Genomic DNA, 18,239 nt, shown 5'->3' with positions numbered 1-18,239 from the left:
AAAAGCCTCTCGTTCGAGAGGCTTTTTTGTATCAGATGACCCGTCGCTGAATAGCGAGTAATATCAGGCAGTCAGCAGCGTCGTTATTCTACAGTCAGAATACGTGTGGTGTTGGTGGAACCGATGGTGCTCATGACATCACCCTGGGTCACAATCACCAGATCGCCTGACACCAGGTAACCTTTGTCGCGCAGCAGATTGACCGCTTCGTTGGCAGCCACTACACCGTCAGTTTCGCTGTCAAAGTGGACCGGCGTAACGCCACGGTACAGAGAGGTCAGATTCAGCGTACGCTCATGACGAGACATCGCGAAAATTGGCAGGCCAGAACTGATGCGGGATGTCATCAGCGCAGTACGGCCGGACTCGGTCATGGCGATGATAGCGGTAACGCCTTTCAGATGGTTCGCGGCATACATCGCTGACATAGCGATAGCTTCTTCGACATTATCAAACTGTACGTCGAGACGGTGTTTAGAAACGTTGATGCTCGGGATTTTCTCTGCACCCAGACAGACGCGAGCCATCGCTGCGACGGTTTCCGCCGGGTACTGGCCTGCGGCAGTTTCTGCAGACAGCATAACGGCATCAGTCCCATCCAGAACGGCGTTTGCCACGTCCATGACTTCTGCACGGGTCGGCATTGGGTTAGTGATCATCGACTCCATCATCTGCGTTGCGGTAATTACCGCACGGTTCAGTTGACGTGCGCGACGGATCAACGCTTTCTGAATACCGACCAGTTCCGGGTCACCGATTTCCACGCCCAGGTCACCACGCGCAACCATTACCACGTCAGAGGCAAGGATGATGTCATCCATCGCATTCTGGTCGCAGACGGCTTCAGCACGCTCTACCTTGGCAACGATTTTCGCATCGCAGCCTGCGTCGCGCGCCAGACGGCGGGCATAATTCAGATCTTCGCCGCAGCGAGGGAAGGAGACCGCCAGATAGTCAACGCTGATTTGCGCTGCAGTAATGATGTCTGCTTTGTCTTTTTCCGTCAGCGCTTCAGCAGAAAGGCCACCGCCAAGTTTGTTGATGCCTTTATTGTTGGAGAGCGGGCCACCGACAGTGACTTCGGTGAAAACTTTCATACCCTGAACTTCCAGCACTTTGAGCTGTACGCGACCATCATCCAGCAGCAGGATATCGCCCGGCACGACGTCAGCAGGCAGACCTTTGTAATCGATGCCGACTTTTTCTTTGTCGCCTTCACCTTTACCGAGGTTGGCGTCTAACAGGAATTTGTCGCCAACATTGAGAAATACTTTGCCTTCTTTAAAGGTCGATACGCGGATTTTAGGTCCCTGCAGGTCACCCAAAATAGCTACATGACGTCCCAGTTTGGCGGCAATCTCACGGACTTTATCCGCCCGCATTTTGTGATCTTCTGGAGAGCCGTGTGAAAAGTTCATACGTACAACGTTCGCCCCAGCGGCGATAATTTTTTCAAGGTTGTTATCGCGGTCAGTTGCCGGGCCTAACGTGGTAACGATTTTGGTTCTGCGAAGCCTTCTGGACATGTAATACTCCGTTGACTGAAACAACTAGGTGTTGCGTGAACATTGATCCGGCCGTTCTCGAACATAAACGGTAAAATGAACGACCCGGATGATAAAAGGGTAGAACATTGTTATTGCTTTTAGCGGTCATCACTCTTGATGAGTAATTCTTTATCAAAACGCGATTCCTTGAGCGCTTCCTTGACACGCTTCAAGTTATCTCTAAATTTTGCCCCACGGCGCAAAGTAAATCCCGTAGCCAGCACATCTATCACGGTAAGTTGAGCAAGTCGAGAGACCATGGGCATATAAATGTCAGTATCTTCCGGTACATCGAGGGTAATTGCCAGCGTTGCTTCACGTGCCAGCGGAGTACCAGGAGATGTCAGGGCAATCACCATGGCATCGTTTTCTCTTGCCAGTTGTGCCAGTTCCACCAGACTTTTGGTTCTTCCGGTGTGTGAAATGAGCACAATGACATCATCATCACTACAATTCATACAGCTCATGCGTTGCAGAACGATGTCGTCGGAATAGATAACCGGAACGTTAAAACGGAAAAATTTATTCATGGCGTCATGCGCCACCGCAGCGGAGGAACCTAGCCCAAAAAAGGCTATTTTCTTCGCCTGAGTGAGCAAATCAACCGCACGATTTACCGCCACGTTATCCAGAGACTGACGAACATGGTCAAGGCTTGCCATTGCAGACTCGAAGATTTTCCCCGTGTAGGATTCAACGCTGTCATCCTCATCCACATTGCGATTAACATATGGGGTACCATTTGCCAGACTTTGCGCCAGATGCAGTTTAAAATCAGGAAAGCCACGCGTATCCATGCTGCGACAGAAGCGGTTAACGGTCGGTTCGCTGACATTGGCTTCCAGCGCCAGCGCAGCAATGCTCGAATGGATTGCCTGGTCTGGTGAGGTAAGAATAACGTCAGCAACTTTACGTTCTGACTTGCTCAAATGTTCCAGTTTTAACTGGATTTTTTCCAGCATATTCATGATGTAGGTGGACTCATGGGTCATGGGCAAAAGCGATTTCAGCAATATGGGGAAATCGGGGCATAATTTTGTTATACACGGCATACTTCGAGCCGCAGGGGCGTTGGCTATGTTAACTCACCTGAATCACTTACTTGAGTAAGCTCATCGGGAGGGAATGAGGGACATCCTTCTGCAGGGAAAATTCGTTCCTGACGAGTTTGTCACACTCTTGCCGCTGTCCTGCAACGCGAATTATTTTGTGTATAGATACTACCCCTGGGAGCGAAGGAACGGGGCAAAATGGAGAGAATAGTTGTTGTTTTTTTTCATTACATGATCGAAGTCTGGTTTTCATACTTCTTCATGGGTACGAAAAAAAACGACTTTTTTATCCATTTTGAGCCTAACTGGCGCCTCTTTAGCCGCTGTTTTCGGTAACAGCACGGCTGGATAAGCGTTTACGGTTCACGGAATCACGTAAAAGCAGTACAGTGCATTGTAAGAAAATTACAACCAGTGTCTGGCAAAAGCACCAGGCACTCAATTGAGGAGAATGACATGGCGGTAACGCAAACAGCCCAGGCATGTGACCTGGTCATTTTCGGCGCGAAGGGCGACCTGGCGCGACGGAAATTGCTGCCTTCCCTGTATCAACTGGAAAAGGCCGGTCAGATTAACCCGGATACCCGTATCATTGGAGTAGGGCGTGCTGATTGGGACAAAGCTGCCTATACCAAGGTTGTACGCGAAGCGCTCGAAACTTTCATGAAAGAAAAAATTGATGAAAGTTTATGGGAAACCCTCAGCGGCCGTCTGGATTTTTGTAACCTGGACGTCAATGACACCGCCGCATTTAGCCGTCTGGGCGAGATGTTGGATCAAAAATCACGTACCACGATTAACTATTTCGCAATGCCGCCAAGCACCTTTGGCGCGATCTGCAAAGGTTTGGGTGAAGCAAAACTTAATGCTAAACCTGCGCGTGTCGTGATGGAAAAACCGCTGGGTACTTCGCTCGCGACATCCCGTGAAATCAACGACCAGGTGGGTGAGTATTTCGAAGAATGCCAGGTTTACCGCATCGACCACTATCTTGGTAAAGAGACGGTTCTGAACCTGCTGGCGCTGCGTTTCGCTAACTCCTTGTTTGTAAATAACTGGGATAATCGCACTATCGACCACGTAGAAATTACGGTGGCGGAAGAAGTGGGTATTGAAGGACGCTGGGGCTATTTTGACCAGGCAGGTCAAATGCGGGATATGATCCAGAACCACCTGCTGCAGATCCTATGCATGATCGCAATGTCTCCTCCGGCTGATCTGAGCGCCGACAGCATTCGCGATGAGAAAGTAAAGGTACTGAAATCGCTGCGTCGCATCGATCGCTCGAACGTGCGTGAAAAAACGGTTCGCGGTCAGTACACCACCGGTTTTGCCCAGGGTAAAAAGGTACCGGGTTACCTGGAAGAAGAGGGCGCGAATAAGAGCAGCAACACGGAAACGTTTGTGGCGATCCGCGTCGATATCGATAACTGGCGCTGGACGGGTGTACCGTTCTACCTGCGTACCGGTAAACGTTTACCAACCAAGTGCTCTGAAGTGGTGGTTTACTTCAAAACACCTGAGCTGAATCTGTTTAAAGAATCCTGGCAGGATCTGCCGCAGAACAAGCTGACTATTCGTTTGCAGCCTGATGAAGGGGTTGATATCCAGGTACTGAACAAAGTGCCGGGTCTGGACCACAAACATAATCTGCAAATCACTAAGCTGGATCTGAGCTACTCAGAAACTTTCAACCAAACGCACCTGGCCGACGCCTATGAGCGCCTGCTGTTGGAAACCATGCGCGGTATTCAGGCTCTGTTTGTGCGTCGCGATGAGGTCGAAGAAGCCTGGAAGTGGGTGGATTCAATTACCGAAGCCTGGGCGATGGATAACGAGTCGCCGAAGCCTTATCAGGCAGGAACCTGGGGACCGGTTGCGTCTGTGGCCATGATCACCCGTGACGGCCGTTCCTGGAACGAATTCGAGTAAAAGATCATCTAGCCATTAGGTGTTATTTTACCGGTAACATGATCTAACACAGATTGTAGAATAATTTTTGCACTTTTAAACCTCGCGTGGATTCACCCGCGAGGTTTTTTTTATTACACTGCCTGAAACGATTTTGCCCCTGAGCTACGGATAACAAGCGATTCAGCAATATTTAGTGATGCTGAGTAACACTGTTTACCCAACCGCTCTGACAGATAAATTTTAGGAGCCTCTATGAATCCGAATTTGTTACGCGTAACACAACGTATCGTCGAACGTTCCCGGGACACGCGTTCCGCCTACCTCGCGCGAATCGAACAGGCTAAAACGACTACCGTCCATCGTTCACAACTGGCGTGCGGTAATCTGGCGCATGGTTTTGCCGCCTGTCAGCCGGAGGATAAAGCCTCGCTAAAAAGCATGTTGCGTAACAATATCGCGATCATTACCTCCTATAACGACATGCTTTCCGCGCACCAACCGTATGAACACTATCCGGCCATCATTCGTAAAGCACTACATGAAGCCAATGCAGTGGGCCAGGTTGCTGGTGGCGTACCTGCGATGTGCGACGGGGTGACCCAGGGTCAGGACGGCATGGAGCTTTCTCTGTTAAGTCGTGAAGTCATTGCGATGTCGGCGGCCGTGGGGCTCTCACACAATATGTTCGATGGTGCGCTGTTCCTTGGCGTATGTGACAAGATTGTCCCGGGCCTGGTCATGGCGGCGCTTTCCTTCGGTCATCTGCCTTCAATCTTCATCCCTTCAGGCCCGATGGCGAGTGGCCTGGCGAACAAAGAGAAAGTGCGTATTCGTCAACTGTATGCCGAAGGCAAAGTAGATCGTATGGCACTGCTCGAATCCGAGGCTGCGTCTTATCATGCACCGGGTACCTGTACGTTTTACGGCACCGCTAACACTAACCAGATGGTCGTGGAGTTTATGGGCATGCAGTTGCCAGGCTCTTCTTTTGTGCACCCGGATGCACCACTGCGTGAAGCATTGACTGCAGCGGCAGCCCGTCAGGTAACACGTCTGACCGGTAACGGTAACGAGTGGATGCCGATCGGTAAAATGATCGATGAAAAAGTGGTAGTGAACGGTATTGTGGCACTGCTGGCGACCGGCGGTTCAACCAACCATACGATGCACCTTGTGGCTATGGCGCGTGCAGCCGGTATTCTGATTAACTGGGATGACTTCTCCGACCTGTCCGATATCGTGCCGCTGATGGCGCGTTTGTACCCGAATGGCCCGGCAGACATTAACCATTTCCAGGCTGCTGGCGGTGTGCCTGTACTAATGCGTGAACTGCTGAACGCGGGTCTGTTACATGAAGATGTGAATACCGTGGCCGGATTCGGTTTATCGCGTTATACCCTGGAGCCGTGGCTGAATAACGGTGAACTGGACTGGCGCGAAGGCGCGGAAAAATCGCTGGACAGCAATGTGATTGCTGCCTTTGACCAGCCATTCTCCCATCACGGCGGCACTAAAGTACTGAGTGGCAATCTGGGGCGTGCGGTGATGAAAACCTCAGCTGTTCCAGTTGAAAATCAAGTGATTGAAGCGCCTGCCGTGGTCTTCGAAAGTCAACATGATGTGTTACCGGCATTTGATGCGGGTCTGCTTGACCGGGATTGTGTGGTTGTTGTGCGCCATCAGGGACCAAAAGCGAACGGAATGCCAGAATTACATAAACTCATGCCGCCACTTGGTGTATTATTGGACCGTTGTTTCAAAATTGCGTTAGTTACTGATGGACGACTTTCAGGTGCTTCAGGTAAAGTGCCTTCAGCAATCCATGTAACCCCAGAAGCCTACGATGGCGGGCTGCTGGCGAAAGTGCGCGATGGCGACATCATTCGTGTGAATGGACAGACAGGTGAATTGACGCTGCTGGTTGATGAAGAGGAACTTGCCTCCCGTCAGCCTCACATTCCTGACCTTAGCGCTTCGCGCGTGGGTACCGGGCGTGAAATGTTCAGCGCGTTGCGTGAAAAGCTGTCCGGTGCGGAGCAGGGCGCAACCTGTATCACTTTTTAAGACTTAATTTGTAATCAGGCGAGAGAAAACTCTGATGAAAAACTGGAAGACAAGTGCAGAAGCAATCCTGACCACTGGCCCGGTTGTACCGGTTATTGTGGTTAACAAACTGGAACACGCTGTGCCGATGGCAAAAGCGTTAGTTGCAGGGGGCGTGCGCGTTCTGGAAGTGACGTTACGTACCGCATGTGCGATGGATGCTATTCGTGCAATCGCGAAAGAAGTACCGGATGCTATCGTCGGTGCGGGTACTGTGCTGAATCCACAGCAACTGGCTGAAGTTACTGCGGCTGGCGCTCAGTTTGCGATTAGCCCGGGTCTGACCGAGCCGCTGCTGAAAGCAGCAACCGAAGGGACGATTCCGCTGATCCCTGGTATCAGCACCGTTTCTGAACTGATGCTGGGTATGGACTACGGCTTGAAAGAGTTCAAATTCTTCCCGGCTGAAGCGAACGGCGGTACGAAAGCACTGCAGGCAATCGCGGGTCCATTCTCTCAGGTTCGTTTCTGCCCGACTGGCGGTATCTCCCCGGCGAACTACCGTGATTACCTGGCCCTGAAAAGCGTGCTGTGCATTGGCGGTTCCTGGCTGGTTCCGGCGGATGCGCTGGAAGCGGGTGATTACGATCGTATTACCAAACTGGCTCGCGAAGCGGTGGAAGGCGCGAAGCAGTAAGCTATCAATGTGTAAACCGAAGGCCCGATAATAGGCGTTAGCGCCGATATCGGGCTTTGCCGGATGGGGGGTTACTGCCTCATCCGGTCTACGGGTCCGGTTTTAACCTGCCACTTTTACCTGTGCAGCCGCGTTTTTCGCGCGTTCAACCGCCTCTTCAACACTTTCTGCCGTTGCCAGCACGACACCTAAACGACGCGTACCGTCGATCTCGGGTTTACCAAACAGACGTATCTGCAAACCCGCGCCAACGGCAGCATCCACATTATCAAAGGTAACGTTTTGACTGCTTAGCTGCGGCAGGATCACCGCTGACGCTGACGGACCATACTGGCGGATTGCGCCAACGGGAAGACCAAGGAATGCACGCACGTGCAGGGCAAACTCAGACAGATCCTGAGAAATCAGCGTCACCATACCCGTGTCGTGCGGGCGAGGGGAGACTTCGCTGAAAATGACGTCGTCACCGCAGACAAACAGCTCCACACCAAATAATCCGTGGCCGCCCAATGCCAGTACCACTTTCCGGGCAATCTCCTGCGCCCGGGCTAACGCCAGTTCGCTCATCTGCTGCGGCTGCCAGGATTCGCGATAGTCGCCGTCTTCCTGGCGATGACCTACCGGTGCGCAAAAATGTACGCCGTCAATGGCGCTGACGGTCAGCAGTGTGATTTCAAAATCGAAATTCACCACGCCTTCGACGATAACACGCCCGGCGCCAGCCCGCCCACCCTGTTGGGCATAGTTCCAGGCTTCGGTTAGCTGTTCGGCGGAGCGGATAAAGCTCTGTCCTTTACCAGAAGAACTCATTACCGGTTTTACGATGCAGGGATAACCGATTTCTTCTACGGCCTCGCGAAAACGCATTTCACTGTCGGCGAAGCGGAAAGATGATGTTGGTAAAGATAACTCGTCGGCGGCGAGGCGACGGATGCCTTCCCGGTTCATGGTCAGTTGAGTCGCACGTGCACAAGGCACTACGTTCAGGCCTTCCTGCTCCAGTTTTACCAGAATATCTGTGGCGATGGCTTCAATTTCTGGCACGATAAAATGTGGTTTTTCATGTTCGACTACCTGGCGCAATGCATCGCCATCCAACATGTTGATGACGTAGGAACGATGAGCAACGTGCATCGCTGGTGCGTCGGGGTAACGATCCACGGCAATGACTTCCACACCCAGGCGTTGGCATTCAATCGCCACTTCTTTACCCAGTTCACCTGAACCTAATAACATCACACGCGTTGCTGCAGGACGCAGTGCTGTGCCTAATAACGTCATAAATTAATCCCCTGTTTCAACTAGGCGCAGTATATACGAAAACGTTTGCGTCTGTCTTTATTACCAGGTTGATTTCAGGGATGAAAAAGAATATGCTGTATATAAATACAGGTAATTTAAGAGGCTGCAAAAATGGCGGTTGAAGTTAAATACGTAGTCATTCGGGAAGGTGAGGAAAAAATGTCGTTTACCAGCAAAAAGGAAGCCGATGCGTATGACAAGATGCTCGATACAGCCGATCTGCTCGACACATGGCTGGAACAATCACCGGTAGCGCTGGAAGATGAGCAGCGTGAAGCGCTTTCTCTGTGGCTTGCTGAGCAAAAAGAGGTGCTAAGCGCCATCCTGAAAAACGGCAAGCTGCCTTCTCCACAGGTGGTCGACAGCGACACATCTGCTGAGGATGATACCCAGGCGGCCTGAAGCGACTTGCGCTCCTGATATTTTGTACCATGCTTTTCCCTGAATCATTGTGCAATCTCTGACAGCCTTCACACCGCGGGTCTGCGGCCTGAAGGACGAAGGGGAGATAAGGAGAAAAGAATGTATAAAAAAAGAGCGCTGTTGAGCCTGCTGTTATTATCTGCCAGCGTATCAGTATTTGCGGCGAATACGGAAAGTAAGTCAGTTAAGTTTCCAAACTGTGAAGGCCTGGATGCTGATGGTATCGCGGCCAGCGTAAAACGTGATTATCTGCAGAATCGCATTGTGCGCTGGGCCGACGATCAAAAGAAACTTGGTCAGCTTGACCCGGTAGCGTGGGCCAATCCGCAGGATATTGTCGGTAAAGATGGGCAGTGGACAGTCCCCCTGACCGTGCGCGGCAAAAGCAGCGACATTCAATATCAGGTAAAGCTTGATTGCAAAGCTGGCACAGCAGAGTATCAGGTGCGTCAGTAGCTGAATTTGCACATCTTTTGATGACCTGAACACTTCCTGACATCCCCTCGGGTACGCTTTGATGATTATTCGTCTGTACTTGAGGGGCAAAATGGCTAACTGGCTGAATCAACTACAATCTCTTCTTGGGCAAAAAGCATCATCTGCGACATCTTCTGGTGAACAAGGGCTTAGCAAACTGCTGGTGCCTGGCGCGCTAGGCGGTCTGGCAGGATTACTGGTTGCTAACAAATCCTCACGTAAATTACTCAGTAAATACGGAACCAGTGCGCTGCTGGTCGGTGGGGGCGCAGTGGCCGGCACGGTGTTATGGAACAAGTACAAAGATAAGGTTCGTGCGGCGCATCAGGGGGAACCACAATTTGGTGCACAGAGCTCACCGCTGGATGAGCGAACTGAGCGTCTGATCCTGGCGCTGGTTTTTGCGGCGAAAAGCGATGGGCATATCGATGCTAAAGAGCGTGCGGCCATTGAACATCAACTCCGTGAAGCAGGTGTCGAAGAGCAGGGGCGTGTTCTGATTGAGCGTGCGATTGAACAACCACTCGACCCGCAGCGTCTGGCTCAGGGGGTCCGTAATGAAGAAGAGGCACTGGAAATTTACTTCCTGAGCTGTGCGGCAATTGATATCGACCACTTTATGGAGCGCAGTTATCTGAATGCGTTGGGTGATGCGTTGAAGATCCCGCAGGATGTTCGCGAAGGGATTGAGCAGGATCTTAAGCAACAAAAACAGGCTCTGCCGGGTTAAATAGTTACTGCGCAGGAGCATGTTTCGCTTGCATCATTGCTGACTTTTGCCACCCTTATAGAATGTTTAAGCAAAAGAACAATGACATGCTACCTAAAGCTCCTCGTATCCCCCACGCCATGACGCAGCATGGCGATACTCGTGTTGATAATTATTACTGGCTGCGAGATGACACCCGCTCACAGCCAGAAGTATTGAATTACCTGCAACAAGAAAATGCGTATGGCCGCCAGGTGATGGCTTCGCAGCAAGCTTTGCAGGATCGTGTTCTGAAAGAGATTATCGACCGTATTCCCCCTCAGGATGTGTCCGCACCGTATGTGAAAAATGGGTACCGCTACCGCCATATCTTTGAGCCGGGGTGTGAATATGCCATTTATCAGCGCCAGTCTGCTCTCAGTGAAGAGTGGGATGAATGGGATACCTTGCTGGATGGAAACCAGCGCGCAGCCCATAGCGAATTCTATACATTAGGTGGTCTGGCAATATCACCGGATAATACCATTATGGCGCTGGCGGAGGATTACCTTTCCCGCCGGCAATATGGCGTGCGCTTTCGCAACTTACAAACGGGTAACTGGTACCCGGAGGTACTTGAAAACGTCGAGCCGGAATTAGTCTGGGCCAACGACTCGCAGACTTTCTATTATGTCCGCAAGCATGAAACCACATTGCTGCCGTATCAGGTCTGGCGGCATACTGTCGGTTCACCATCCACTGATGATGAGCTGGTGTATGAAGAGGCTGATGATATGTTTTATGTCAGTCTGCATAAAACCACCTCGCAGCACTATGTTGTTATTCATATTGCGAGTGCAACCACCAGCGAGGTTTTGCTCATTGATGCAGAACTGGCTGATGCCGAGCCACTGGTCTTTTTGACGCGTCGGAAAGACCATGAATACAGTCTCGATCATTATCAGCACGCGTTTTATCTGCGCTCAAACCGTCAGGGTAAAAACTTCGGTCTGTACCGTACCCGAGTACGAGACGAACACGCCTGGGAGACGCTAATCCCTGCGCGTGACAGTGTCATGCTGGAGGGCTTTACGCTGTTCACCGACTGGCTGGTGGTGGAAGAACGGCAACAGGGTTTAACCAGCCTGCGGCAGATCAATCGCAAAACGCGCGAAGTAATAGGGATTGCCTTTGACGATCCCGCCTATGTGACCTGGCTGGCTTATAATCCCGAGCCGGAGACATCGCGCCTGCGCTATGGCTATTCTTCCATGACTACGCCGGACACACTGTTCGAGCTGGATATGGATACTGGCGAGCGTCGTGTACTTAAGCAGACCACTGTCCCCGGTTTCGACGCTGCAAATTACCGCAGTGAACACGTGTGGATAACCGCGCGCGATGGTACAGAGGTACCTGTCTCGCTGGTCTACCACAAGCAGCATTTCCGTAAAGGGAAAAATCCATTATTGGTGTACGGCTATGGTTCATATGGCGCAAGCATGGACGCTGATTTCAGCAGCAGCCGCTTAAGCTTATTGGATCGTGGCTTTGTGTACGCGATCGCCCACGTGCGTGGCGGTGGTGAATTGGGGCAGCAATGGTATGAAGATGGTAAATTTCTGCGCAAGAAAAATACCTTCAATGACTATCTTGACGTCTGTGATGCACTGCTCAAACTGGGTTATGGATCACCTTCATTGTGTTATGGGATGGGAGGAAGCGCCGGGGGGATGCTGATGGGTGTTGCCATCAACGAGCGTCCGACACTTTTTCACGGTGTTATTGCCCAGGTGCCGTTTGTCGATGTGGTGACCACCATGCTGGATGAGTCAATTCCGCTGACAACCGGTGAGTTTGAAGAGTGGGGTAATCCGCAGGACAAAGAATATTACACCTACATGAAAAGCTACAGCCCATACGATAATGTCACCGCACAGGATTATCCGCATCTGTTGGTTACCACAGGGTTACACGATTCCCAGGTGCAATACTGGGAACCGGCGAAGTGGGTGGCGAAACTGCGTGAAATGAAAACAGACGATCATCTGTTGCTATTGTGTACGGACATGGACTCCGGGCATGGCGGTAAATCCGGACGTTATAAATCCTATGAAGGTGTGGCCCTCGAGTTCGCTTTTTTAATTGGTCTCGCGCAGGGAACACTGCCTGATCAGGCGGCAACTCAGGCGTTATCCAGATAGTGTTTCAGCGTTAGGCGCAATTCCGGGCTCATATTGTCAAGGTTATTAAACAGCCAGCGCAAATAGCCCGGATCGCGTTCAGCGACTTCAGATACCGGTTTCCCGCGGTATTTCCCGAAGGTAAATGTGGTTAGCAACGCAGGACGACCGGTGACATCGGCCATTTGCTCCGGGGTCCAGCCGGACGTCTGCATAATGTCGATCAGCAGTGCCGCCGTGATGTAGCAGTCATAAAGCGCGCGGTGGTGGTGTAGACCAGACGGTGTCTGGACGCTCAGCTTGCGGGATTTATAGAGCGCCATATTGCTGTATTTGATCCCCGGCCACAGGCGACGGGAAAGCTTCATGGTGCAAATCCATTCCCCCGGCATTTCGGGCAGCACACGCCGATCAAAACTGGCGTTATGCGCCACGTACCACTCGCTGCCGTAATAGTGCGGGATGACATCTTCAATCCACGGTTTATCCGCTACCATCGCTTCAGTGATGTGATGGATAGCCATGGCTTGTGGACTGATGGGACGGTCAGGGCGCACCAGATGGCTCATGGGATTAACGATCGTTCCGTCAACGACATCGACAGATGCAATCTCAACAATGCCTCCCTGCAGACCACAGGTTTCTGTATCTATTATGCGCAACATGCCGGGCTCCAGACCAAAAACGACTAGCGTAATGGAATGATATCACCTTGCCAACCCCGTGGCGTGCGTTGACCGGTTAACAGTAATGAACCGCTGTCGGCGCGTACAATTAACCGACCACGTTCATCCCACAATGCGCTGCTGCCACGGGCATTGGCCATCAGTACCGCAATGGCGAATTTATGCGAAAAACTTTGCAGGCGCGAAGCGGAAGAGAGCAGTTCTGGTTCGCTGACGGACTGACAGGTTGTGAATAGCGAAAATGTCGGGTCGATATCAATACCTTCCGGCTGGCTGTCGACCACGCTGATGGCATTTCGTTGCCTGGCGATACAGGCGCCATGGCTTTGATGAAACATTAACGGCGAGCTCATCCAGGGAGAGAAAAGCGCTATTCCCTTCACAAATCGATCGTGATGCTCTACCGACAACCCGGCAATGATGGTCATACGATACGTGGCCGCGGCGTGGGCGAGGGGTTGCAATAACTCTTCATCGGGCGGGGCTGGGAGAGCGTCGTCTTCGTCCACACATCCCAACAGGGACAATGATGGAAAAACCAACAATTCGCATTGGCATTTAGCCGCTTCATGAATGAACTGCAAATGATGGGCGACGTGTTCGCTTAATGATCTTTGAAGTGGTTCGTACTGCGCTGCAGCAATTTTCCAGTGTGACATAATGATTTCCTTTTCATAGTGTCTACAACCATCCTTAAATAATAGATTAAGAATGTGCTTATACTGTAGCAGGCATCATGTAAGGAATCGTAACTTAATATAAGGTTTATTTTACTTTAGGCTCGTAAGGTAAACGTGAGAGGGAAACGGAAGCTAAACGGTGCGCGATCAGGCGTTCACGGAACCAGTCGCGTAAATGTGCAGGCTGTTCACGCTCGACAACTTCAGCAACGACAGGCATGTTGTAGCGCTCTTTAAATGCGACGCCTGCCGCAGCTAGATCGACGTTAACCTTGTCCATTTCTGCTTGCTCAAGTTTGGCCAGATTAATATTCATACGTTTCTCCTTATCTCTCCATTGGCGCGCAAAAGTTACTAAGAGTGCGCATTAATGGCAAGCCTGAAATGATGATTCTCGACTCGATCATTGTAGAAGGTTATTCTCTACAGATTAGACATAACAAAAAGGAATAGTTGATATGGCTTCATCTGCATCTTCACTTCGCTATGCTCTCATCGCTCTTGCCGGAATTCTGGCGACACCCGCAGCCCTGGCGCATGCGCATCTGACACAACAAAGTCCTGCGGCTAATGCGCAGGTCACGGCATCACCCCAGGCATTGACGCTCAATTTTTCTGAAGGTGTCGAACCTGCATTCAGCGGAGCAACGCTGACAGGCCCGCAAAAAGAACAGATAAAAACGGGTAAGGCAACGCGTAATGAGCAGGATAAAACGCAACTGATTATTCCGCTCGTTCAGTCACTGGAAACAGGAAAATACACGGTCGATTGGCACGTTGTGTCAGTGGATGGGCACAAGACGAAAGGACAATATAGCTTTAGCGTGAAATAACCGATGCTGGCGTTTACCTGGGTTGCACTGCGTTTTATCCATTTTACCACGCTGATGCTGGTGTTTGGCTGTGCGCTCTATGGCGCATGGCTGGCTCCTGTTTCGCTCCGTCGTTTGATGATGCGTCGTTTCTTACATCTGCAACGCCACGCCGCGGCGTGGAGCTTTGTCAGTGCGACGCTGATGCTGGCGGTTCAGGGGGGATTAATGGGCGCGGGTTGGCAGGATGTCCTCTCCATCACCGTTTGGGGAGCCGTCCTACAGACACAATTCGGGGGCGTCTGGCTGTGGCAAATTATCCTTGCGCTGGTCACACTGGCGGTGACCATTATCGTACCGCGCAGTATGCCGCGACGACTGCTAATGCTGACGATTGCTCAGTTTATTCTGCTGGCGGGCGTTGGGCATGCAACACTACACGATGGTGTAACGGGTACACTTCATCAGGTTAACCATGCGCTGCATCTGATATGCGCAGCTGCCTGGTTTGGCGGCTTGCTGCCGGTGCTCTACTGTATGAAAATGGCACAAGGACGCTGGCGCGATCAAGCCATCAAGACCATGATGCGCTTCTCCCGCTATGGGCATCTTTTTGTGGTTGGCGTATTGCTTACCGGCATCATGAATGCACTGTTTATTGTCGGTTTTTCTGTTCCCTGGCATGCGGCTTATGGGAAACTGCTGTTGTTAAAATGTGCCCTGGTCATGCTAATGGTGGCGATTGCGCTGGTGAATCGGTATGTTCTTGTTCCACGTATGCAGCAGGATAATCGCTGCATGACCCTCTATTTTATTTGGATGACGAAGCTGGAATGGGGTATAGGCGCTGCTGTGCTGGCAATTGTCAGCCTGTTTGCAACCCTCGAACCGTTCTGATGGACTGGCAAAACGTATGAAAAAAATCATTATCTCTTTATTGCTACTGGCAAGTTCAGGAGCGGCACTGGCTGCGCCGCAGGTTATTACCGTCAGTCGTTTTGAGGTTGGCAAAGATAAATGGGCGTTTAATCGTGAAGAGGTGATGCTGACCTGCCGTCCGGGCAACGCGCTGTATGTCATCAACCCCAGCACGCTGGTGCAATACCCGCTGAATGATGTTGCCAGACAGCAGGTTGAGAGTGGTAAAACCACGGCAAAACCGATCGACATTATCCAGATCGACGATCCGGCTAAACCTGGCGAAAAAATGAGCCTTGCTCCGTTTATCGAGCGTGCAGAAAAGCTCTGTTAATTGTCAGATGTAGCGCTCTGATTTCCAATAAAAAACCGCAAGGATCTCACAGGAGAACTTGCGGTTTTTACATTGTAGCGAGTGACAATCACCCTTTTTTTCAGGCCACTTTAGTCGCGGACTGGAAAACCTGGCGCTGTCATCTATTCTTAAATGGCAGGGTAACTTAGCCTGCATTAATGCCAACTTTTAGCGCACGGCTCTCTCCCAAGAGCCATTTCCCTGGACCGAATACAGGAATCGTATTCGGTCTCTTTTTATGTGCTTATTCTCATTGATTTTTTTCGATGCTTTCACGAAACCCCGCGAAAACTACTCGAAATTTCCATATCCTGTCTAAACCATAACATATTCTACACCACGTGCGTCCAGGTATTTTTGGGCCATTGTTAAATTTTTATACCCCAAACAACCTCAGAGCAAAATCCTCTATGTGTTCCCTTTTCTGACGCGAAGAATTGAAACCATGCTTTCATGCAGACGGCACCTGTAGCATGAAACAACAGTCCGCTGTACAGCATTTATACGTTAAGTTTTCTCGTGGGATTGTCGATATTACTCTTTATTGGCTCTTCAAAAGGAATAAAAATGAAATATTTCTATGCTTATCATGGTCCCAAAAATACAAAAGATTTTGACTACAGTAATGGGTACGGGGTTGGGCAGGAATGGAAAACCCGTCAAGTGAACCCGGGTGACCGCCTTTTTGTTATTCAAAAACTCTCTGGAAAGCGAGATTTCCAGTTGTGTGGTGTGTTCGAAATTATTGACACTTTAGTAGACCCAAACAGTGCTTATCCCTATCGAGTTCAGCTGAAAGACTTATCCAATCTTGATACTTTCCTACCAATGGATGAAGTGCTTGTTGGTGAACAACTTCCCCCCAGCAATCGAAAAGAGGCGTGGACTAATTTTAAACGACATTTCTGTCATCAGGGAGTTTCATTCGAAGCTCCGTTGTGCGAAGAAATTGTGTCGGTTCTCAGTTTACTGATTGCTGTACCTGAGGATCAAATTGGAAAATATGCTCGCAGGGAAGACGGTTTACGCATGGTTAAGATTCGCCGGGAGCAGGCAAAGTTTCGCAAAGCGGTGATGTTAAATTGGGGCAGTAAATGCGCAATTACTGGCAGTTCTTTGGCAGTTGAAGCTTGCCATATAATTAGCCATGCCAATAAAGGATTACCGAGTGTAGAAAATGGAATTGCACTTGCTGCTGATCTCCATAAGTTATTTGATAGTGACCATCTGAGTTTTCGGGATAACCGAGTTATTCTTTCAGAATCAGCTCGTCTTGAACCACGATACAAAGATTTTCATGATACTGAACTGAGGGAGCCACTGAAACCAGTTGATCTATCAATGAAGTAACGGATGGGCCAGGCAGAGTAGTAGCGCTATTAAAAGTGAAGAAGCCCTATTGCATAGGCGACATGTGGGCAGCATTCACAGCATAGTTATTCTGTCTGCATGACATCGACGGCAGAGGGTTTGTCGTGATGTCAAATCGTACCCTGCGCAAATCATCGCGTGTCGCATGCGGCATTCTCCTCATTTCATGGCGCTGTTGCTAAAGTTATAGGCAGGGAATATCTGAGTGCAGAAGGTCATATGGGGCAGCCTGATAACGTCTACCAAAAGATAGAAGGAACAAACTGGCGTCACATCTGGGTCGTGGGGGATCTTCACGGCTGTTTTTCTATGCTGATGGATAAACTGCGCCAGTGTCGGTTTGATCCGTGGCGCGATCTGCTGGTTTCTGTCGGCGATGTTACCGATCGTGGGCCTGATAGTCTGCGCTGCCTACAGTTGCTTCGCCGGAACTGGATCGTGGCGGTCAGGGGGAATCACGAGCAAATGGCGCTGGATGCACTGGTGACGGGGGATCTGCAGTTGTGGTTTATGAATGGGGGTTCGTGGTTTTCGCACGCAGCACAACCCGCGGCAAGGTTTGCTCTTGAAGCCTGTCAGCAATTACCGTGGATTCTGGAACTGCATTGTCAGAATGGCGTACATGTGATTGCCCACGCTGATTACCCGGATGATGATTATCTGTGGCGAAAAGAGGTCGATTTACAACGGGTGTTGTGGGATCGTGCGCGATTAATGAATAAAGGCAGTGGAATTCATGGCGCAGATCACTTTTGGTTTGGCCATACGCCTCTGCGCCATCGGCTTGATCGCGATAATCTGCACTATATTGATACCGGCGCGGTATTTGGCGGCGAGCTAACGTTGGTACAGTTACAATAATTAGAAATCACTATATTCCTGAGCAGGGTGCCAGAAGCTGTCGATATAGTTTTCGGCAGGTAAGCATCCGCCGTTGCGAATACGCTGATCGTCCATCGAAATTAGGCACTGCTGTTCCGTATTGTAGACATCAACCACGATATCTTCACAACCGCCATCCAGGTAGCAAACAAAAAGAATCAGCGTGAACATTCCATCCTCAAATTGTGTTGCCGTATCAATAGTGTAGA

19 protein-coding genes are annotated in these 18,239 nt (G+C 50.6%); 12 read left to right on the top strand and 7 right to left on the bottom strand.

Annotated features, from left to right (window positions below; all coding sequences use genetic code 11):
• Window positions 1-83: 83 nt before the first annotated feature.
• Window positions 84-1,526, bottom strand: coding sequence for a pyruvate kinase (gene pyk / locus NNO08_RS14910; protein ID WP_137381575.1), 1,443 nt, complete (start codon window positions 1,524-1,526; stop codon window positions 84-86).
• A 119-nt stretch (window positions 1,527-1,645) separates the two neighbouring features.
• On the bottom strand, window positions 1,646-2,515 hold the full coding sequence (locus NNO08_RS14905; RefSeq protein ID WP_137381864.1) for a MurR/RpiR family transcriptional regulator: 870 nt from the start codon (window positions 2,513-2,515) through the stop codon (window positions 1,646-1,648).
• 540 nt (window positions 2,516-3,055) lie between these two features.
• Between NNO08_RS14905 and zwf the strand changes: the two genes are divergently transcribed.
• The 3 genes from zwf to kdgA all read left to right on the top strand — a co-directional run bounded on the left by zwf (window position 3,056) and on the right by kdgA (window position 7,253).
• Entirely contained in the window at window positions 3,056-4,531 is a 1,476-nt protein-coding gene (zwf, locus tag NNO08_RS14900) for a glucose-6-phosphate dehydrogenase (RefSeq protein ID WP_137381576.1), read from the top strand.
• Between the two features lie 234 nt (window positions 4,532-4,765).
• Window positions 4,766-6,577 (top strand): phosphogluconate dehydratase, encoded by a 1,812-nt coding sequence (gene edd / locus NNO08_RS14895; RefSeq protein WP_086523748.1) that lies wholly within the window; start codon window positions 4,766-4,768, stop codon window positions 6,575-6,577.
• A gap of 34 nt (window positions 6,578-6,611) precedes the next feature.
• Complete coding sequence (gene kdgA, locus NNO08_RS14890; RefSeq protein ID WP_005120716.1) at window positions 6,612-7,253, top strand: bifunctional 4-hydroxy-2-oxoglutarate aldolase/2-dehydro-3-deoxy-phosphogluconate aldolase; 642 nt, start codon at window positions 6,612-6,614, stop codon at window positions 7,251-7,253.
• A 102-nt stretch (window positions 7,254-7,355) separates the two neighbouring features.
• Here kdgA and purT read toward each other — a convergent pair whose 3' ends face one another.
• On the bottom strand, window positions 7,356-8,534 hold the full coding sequence (purT, locus tag NNO08_RS14885) for a formate-dependent phosphoribosylglycinamide formyltransferase (protein WP_271457003.1): 1,179 nt from the start codon (window positions 8,532-8,534) through the stop codon (window positions 7,356-7,358).
• A gap of 132 nt (window positions 8,535-8,666) precedes the next feature.
• On the opposite strand from purT, the gene yebG reads away from it, so the two are divergent.
• The 4 genes from yebG to ptrB all read left to right on the top strand — a co-directional run bounded on the left by yebG (window position 8,667) and on the right by ptrB (window position 12,347).
• The gene (gene yebG / locus NNO08_RS14880) at window positions 8,667-8,957 is read left to right on the top strand and encodes a DNA damage-inducible protein YebG (RefSeq protein WP_271450094.1); all 291 of its coding nucleotides are present in this window, start codon (window positions 8,667-8,669) and stop codon (window positions 8,955-8,957) included.
• Window positions 8,958-9,077: 120 nt separating this feature from the next.
• Window positions 9,078-9,434, top strand: coding sequence for a protein YebF (gene yebF, locus NNO08_RS14875; protein WP_271441794.1), 357 nt, complete (start codon window positions 9,078-9,080; stop codon window positions 9,432-9,434).
• Window positions 9,435-9,525: 91 nt separating this feature from the next.
• Window positions 9,526-10,185, top strand: coding sequence for a tellurite resistance TerB family protein (locus tag NNO08_RS14870; protein ID WP_271441795.1), 660 nt, complete (start codon window positions 9,526-9,528; stop codon window positions 10,183-10,185).
• 86 nt (window positions 10,186-10,271) lie between these two features.
• Window positions 10,272-12,347 carry an oligopeptidase B gene (gene ptrB, locus NNO08_RS14865; protein ID WP_271457002.1) on the top strand — a complete coding sequence of 692 codons (2,076 nt, stop codon included), beginning with the start codon at window positions 10,272-10,274 and terminating at the stop codon, window positions 12,345-12,347.
• Here the strand turns inward: ptrB and exoX are convergent.
• The 3 genes from exoX to NNO08_RS14850 form a co-directional block, all read right to left on the bottom strand.
• On the bottom strand, window positions 12,329-12,991 hold the full coding sequence (gene exoX / locus NNO08_RS14860; protein WP_271441797.1) for an exodeoxyribonuclease X: 663 nt from the start codon (window positions 12,989-12,991) through the stop codon (window positions 12,329-12,331). The two genes, ptrB and exoX, sit on opposite strands and share 19 nt — an antisense overlap.
• 23 nt (window positions 12,992-13,014) lie before the next feature.
• Window positions 13,015-13,671, bottom strand: coding sequence for a carbon-nitrogen hydrolase family protein (locus NNO08_RS14855; RefSeq protein ID WP_271450096.1), 657 nt, complete (start codon window positions 13,669-13,671; stop codon window positions 13,015-13,017).
• A 106-nt stretch (window positions 13,672-13,777) separates the two neighbouring features.
• Window positions 13,778-14,008, bottom strand: coding sequence for a DNA polymerase III subunit theta (locus NNO08_RS14850; protein WP_005120732.1), 231 nt, complete (start codon window positions 14,006-14,008; stop codon window positions 13,778-13,780).
• Window positions 14,009-14,150: 142 nt separating this feature from the next.
• Here NNO08_RS14850 and yobA point away from each other — a divergent pair, with 142 nt between their 5' ends.
• From yobA to pphA, 5 genes are all read left to right on the top strand, one after another.
• Window positions 14,151-14,525, top strand: a complete 375-nt coding sequence (gene yobA / locus NNO08_RS14845; protein ID WP_271450097.1) for a CopC domain-containing protein YobA — start codon at window positions 14,151-14,153, stop codon at window positions 14,523-14,525.
• A 3-nt stretch (window positions 14,526-14,528) separates the two neighbouring features.
• Window positions 14,529-15,401, top strand: coding sequence for a copper homeostasis membrane protein CopD (copD, locus tag NNO08_RS14840; RefSeq protein WP_271442565.1), 873 nt, complete (start codon window positions 14,529-14,531; stop codon window positions 15,399-15,401).
• 16 nt (window positions 15,402-15,417) lie between these two features.
• Entirely contained in the window at window positions 15,418-15,756 is a 339-nt protein-coding gene (locus NNO08_RS14835) for a YebY family protein (protein WP_040232386.1), read from the top strand.
• A 588-nt stretch (window positions 15,757-16,344) separates the two neighbouring features.
• Window positions 16,345-17,127 (top strand): HNH endonuclease, encoded by a 783-nt coding sequence (locus tag NNO08_RS14830; RefSeq protein WP_271442563.1) that lies wholly within the window; start codon window positions 16,345-16,347, stop codon window positions 17,125-17,127.
• Between the two features lie 240 nt (window positions 17,128-17,367).
• Window positions 17,368-18,009, top strand: a complete 642-nt coding sequence (gene pphA, locus NNO08_RS14825; RefSeq protein WP_271450099.1) for a protein-serine/threonine phosphatase — start codon at window positions 17,368-17,370, stop codon at window positions 18,007-18,009.
• On the opposite strand, the gene NNO08_RS14820 is transcribed toward pphA, so the two are convergent.
• A complete protein-coding gene (locus NNO08_RS14820; RefSeq protein ID WP_271442561.1) occupies window positions 18,010-18,201 on the bottom strand; it encodes a YebW family protein in 192 nt (63 codons plus the stop codon). It lies immediately after the preceding gene.
• Window positions 18,202-18,239 lie beyond the last annotated feature (38 nt).

Origin of the sequence: Citrobacter sp. Igbk 17 (assembly GCF_028069775.1) — a bacterium.
Lineage (GTDB): Bacteria > Pseudomonadota > Gammaproteobacteria > Enterobacterales > Enterobacteriaceae > Citrobacter.
Note: the sequence above shows the minus strand (reverse complement) of the source record. Positions and strands in the feature narration are given on the sequence as shown.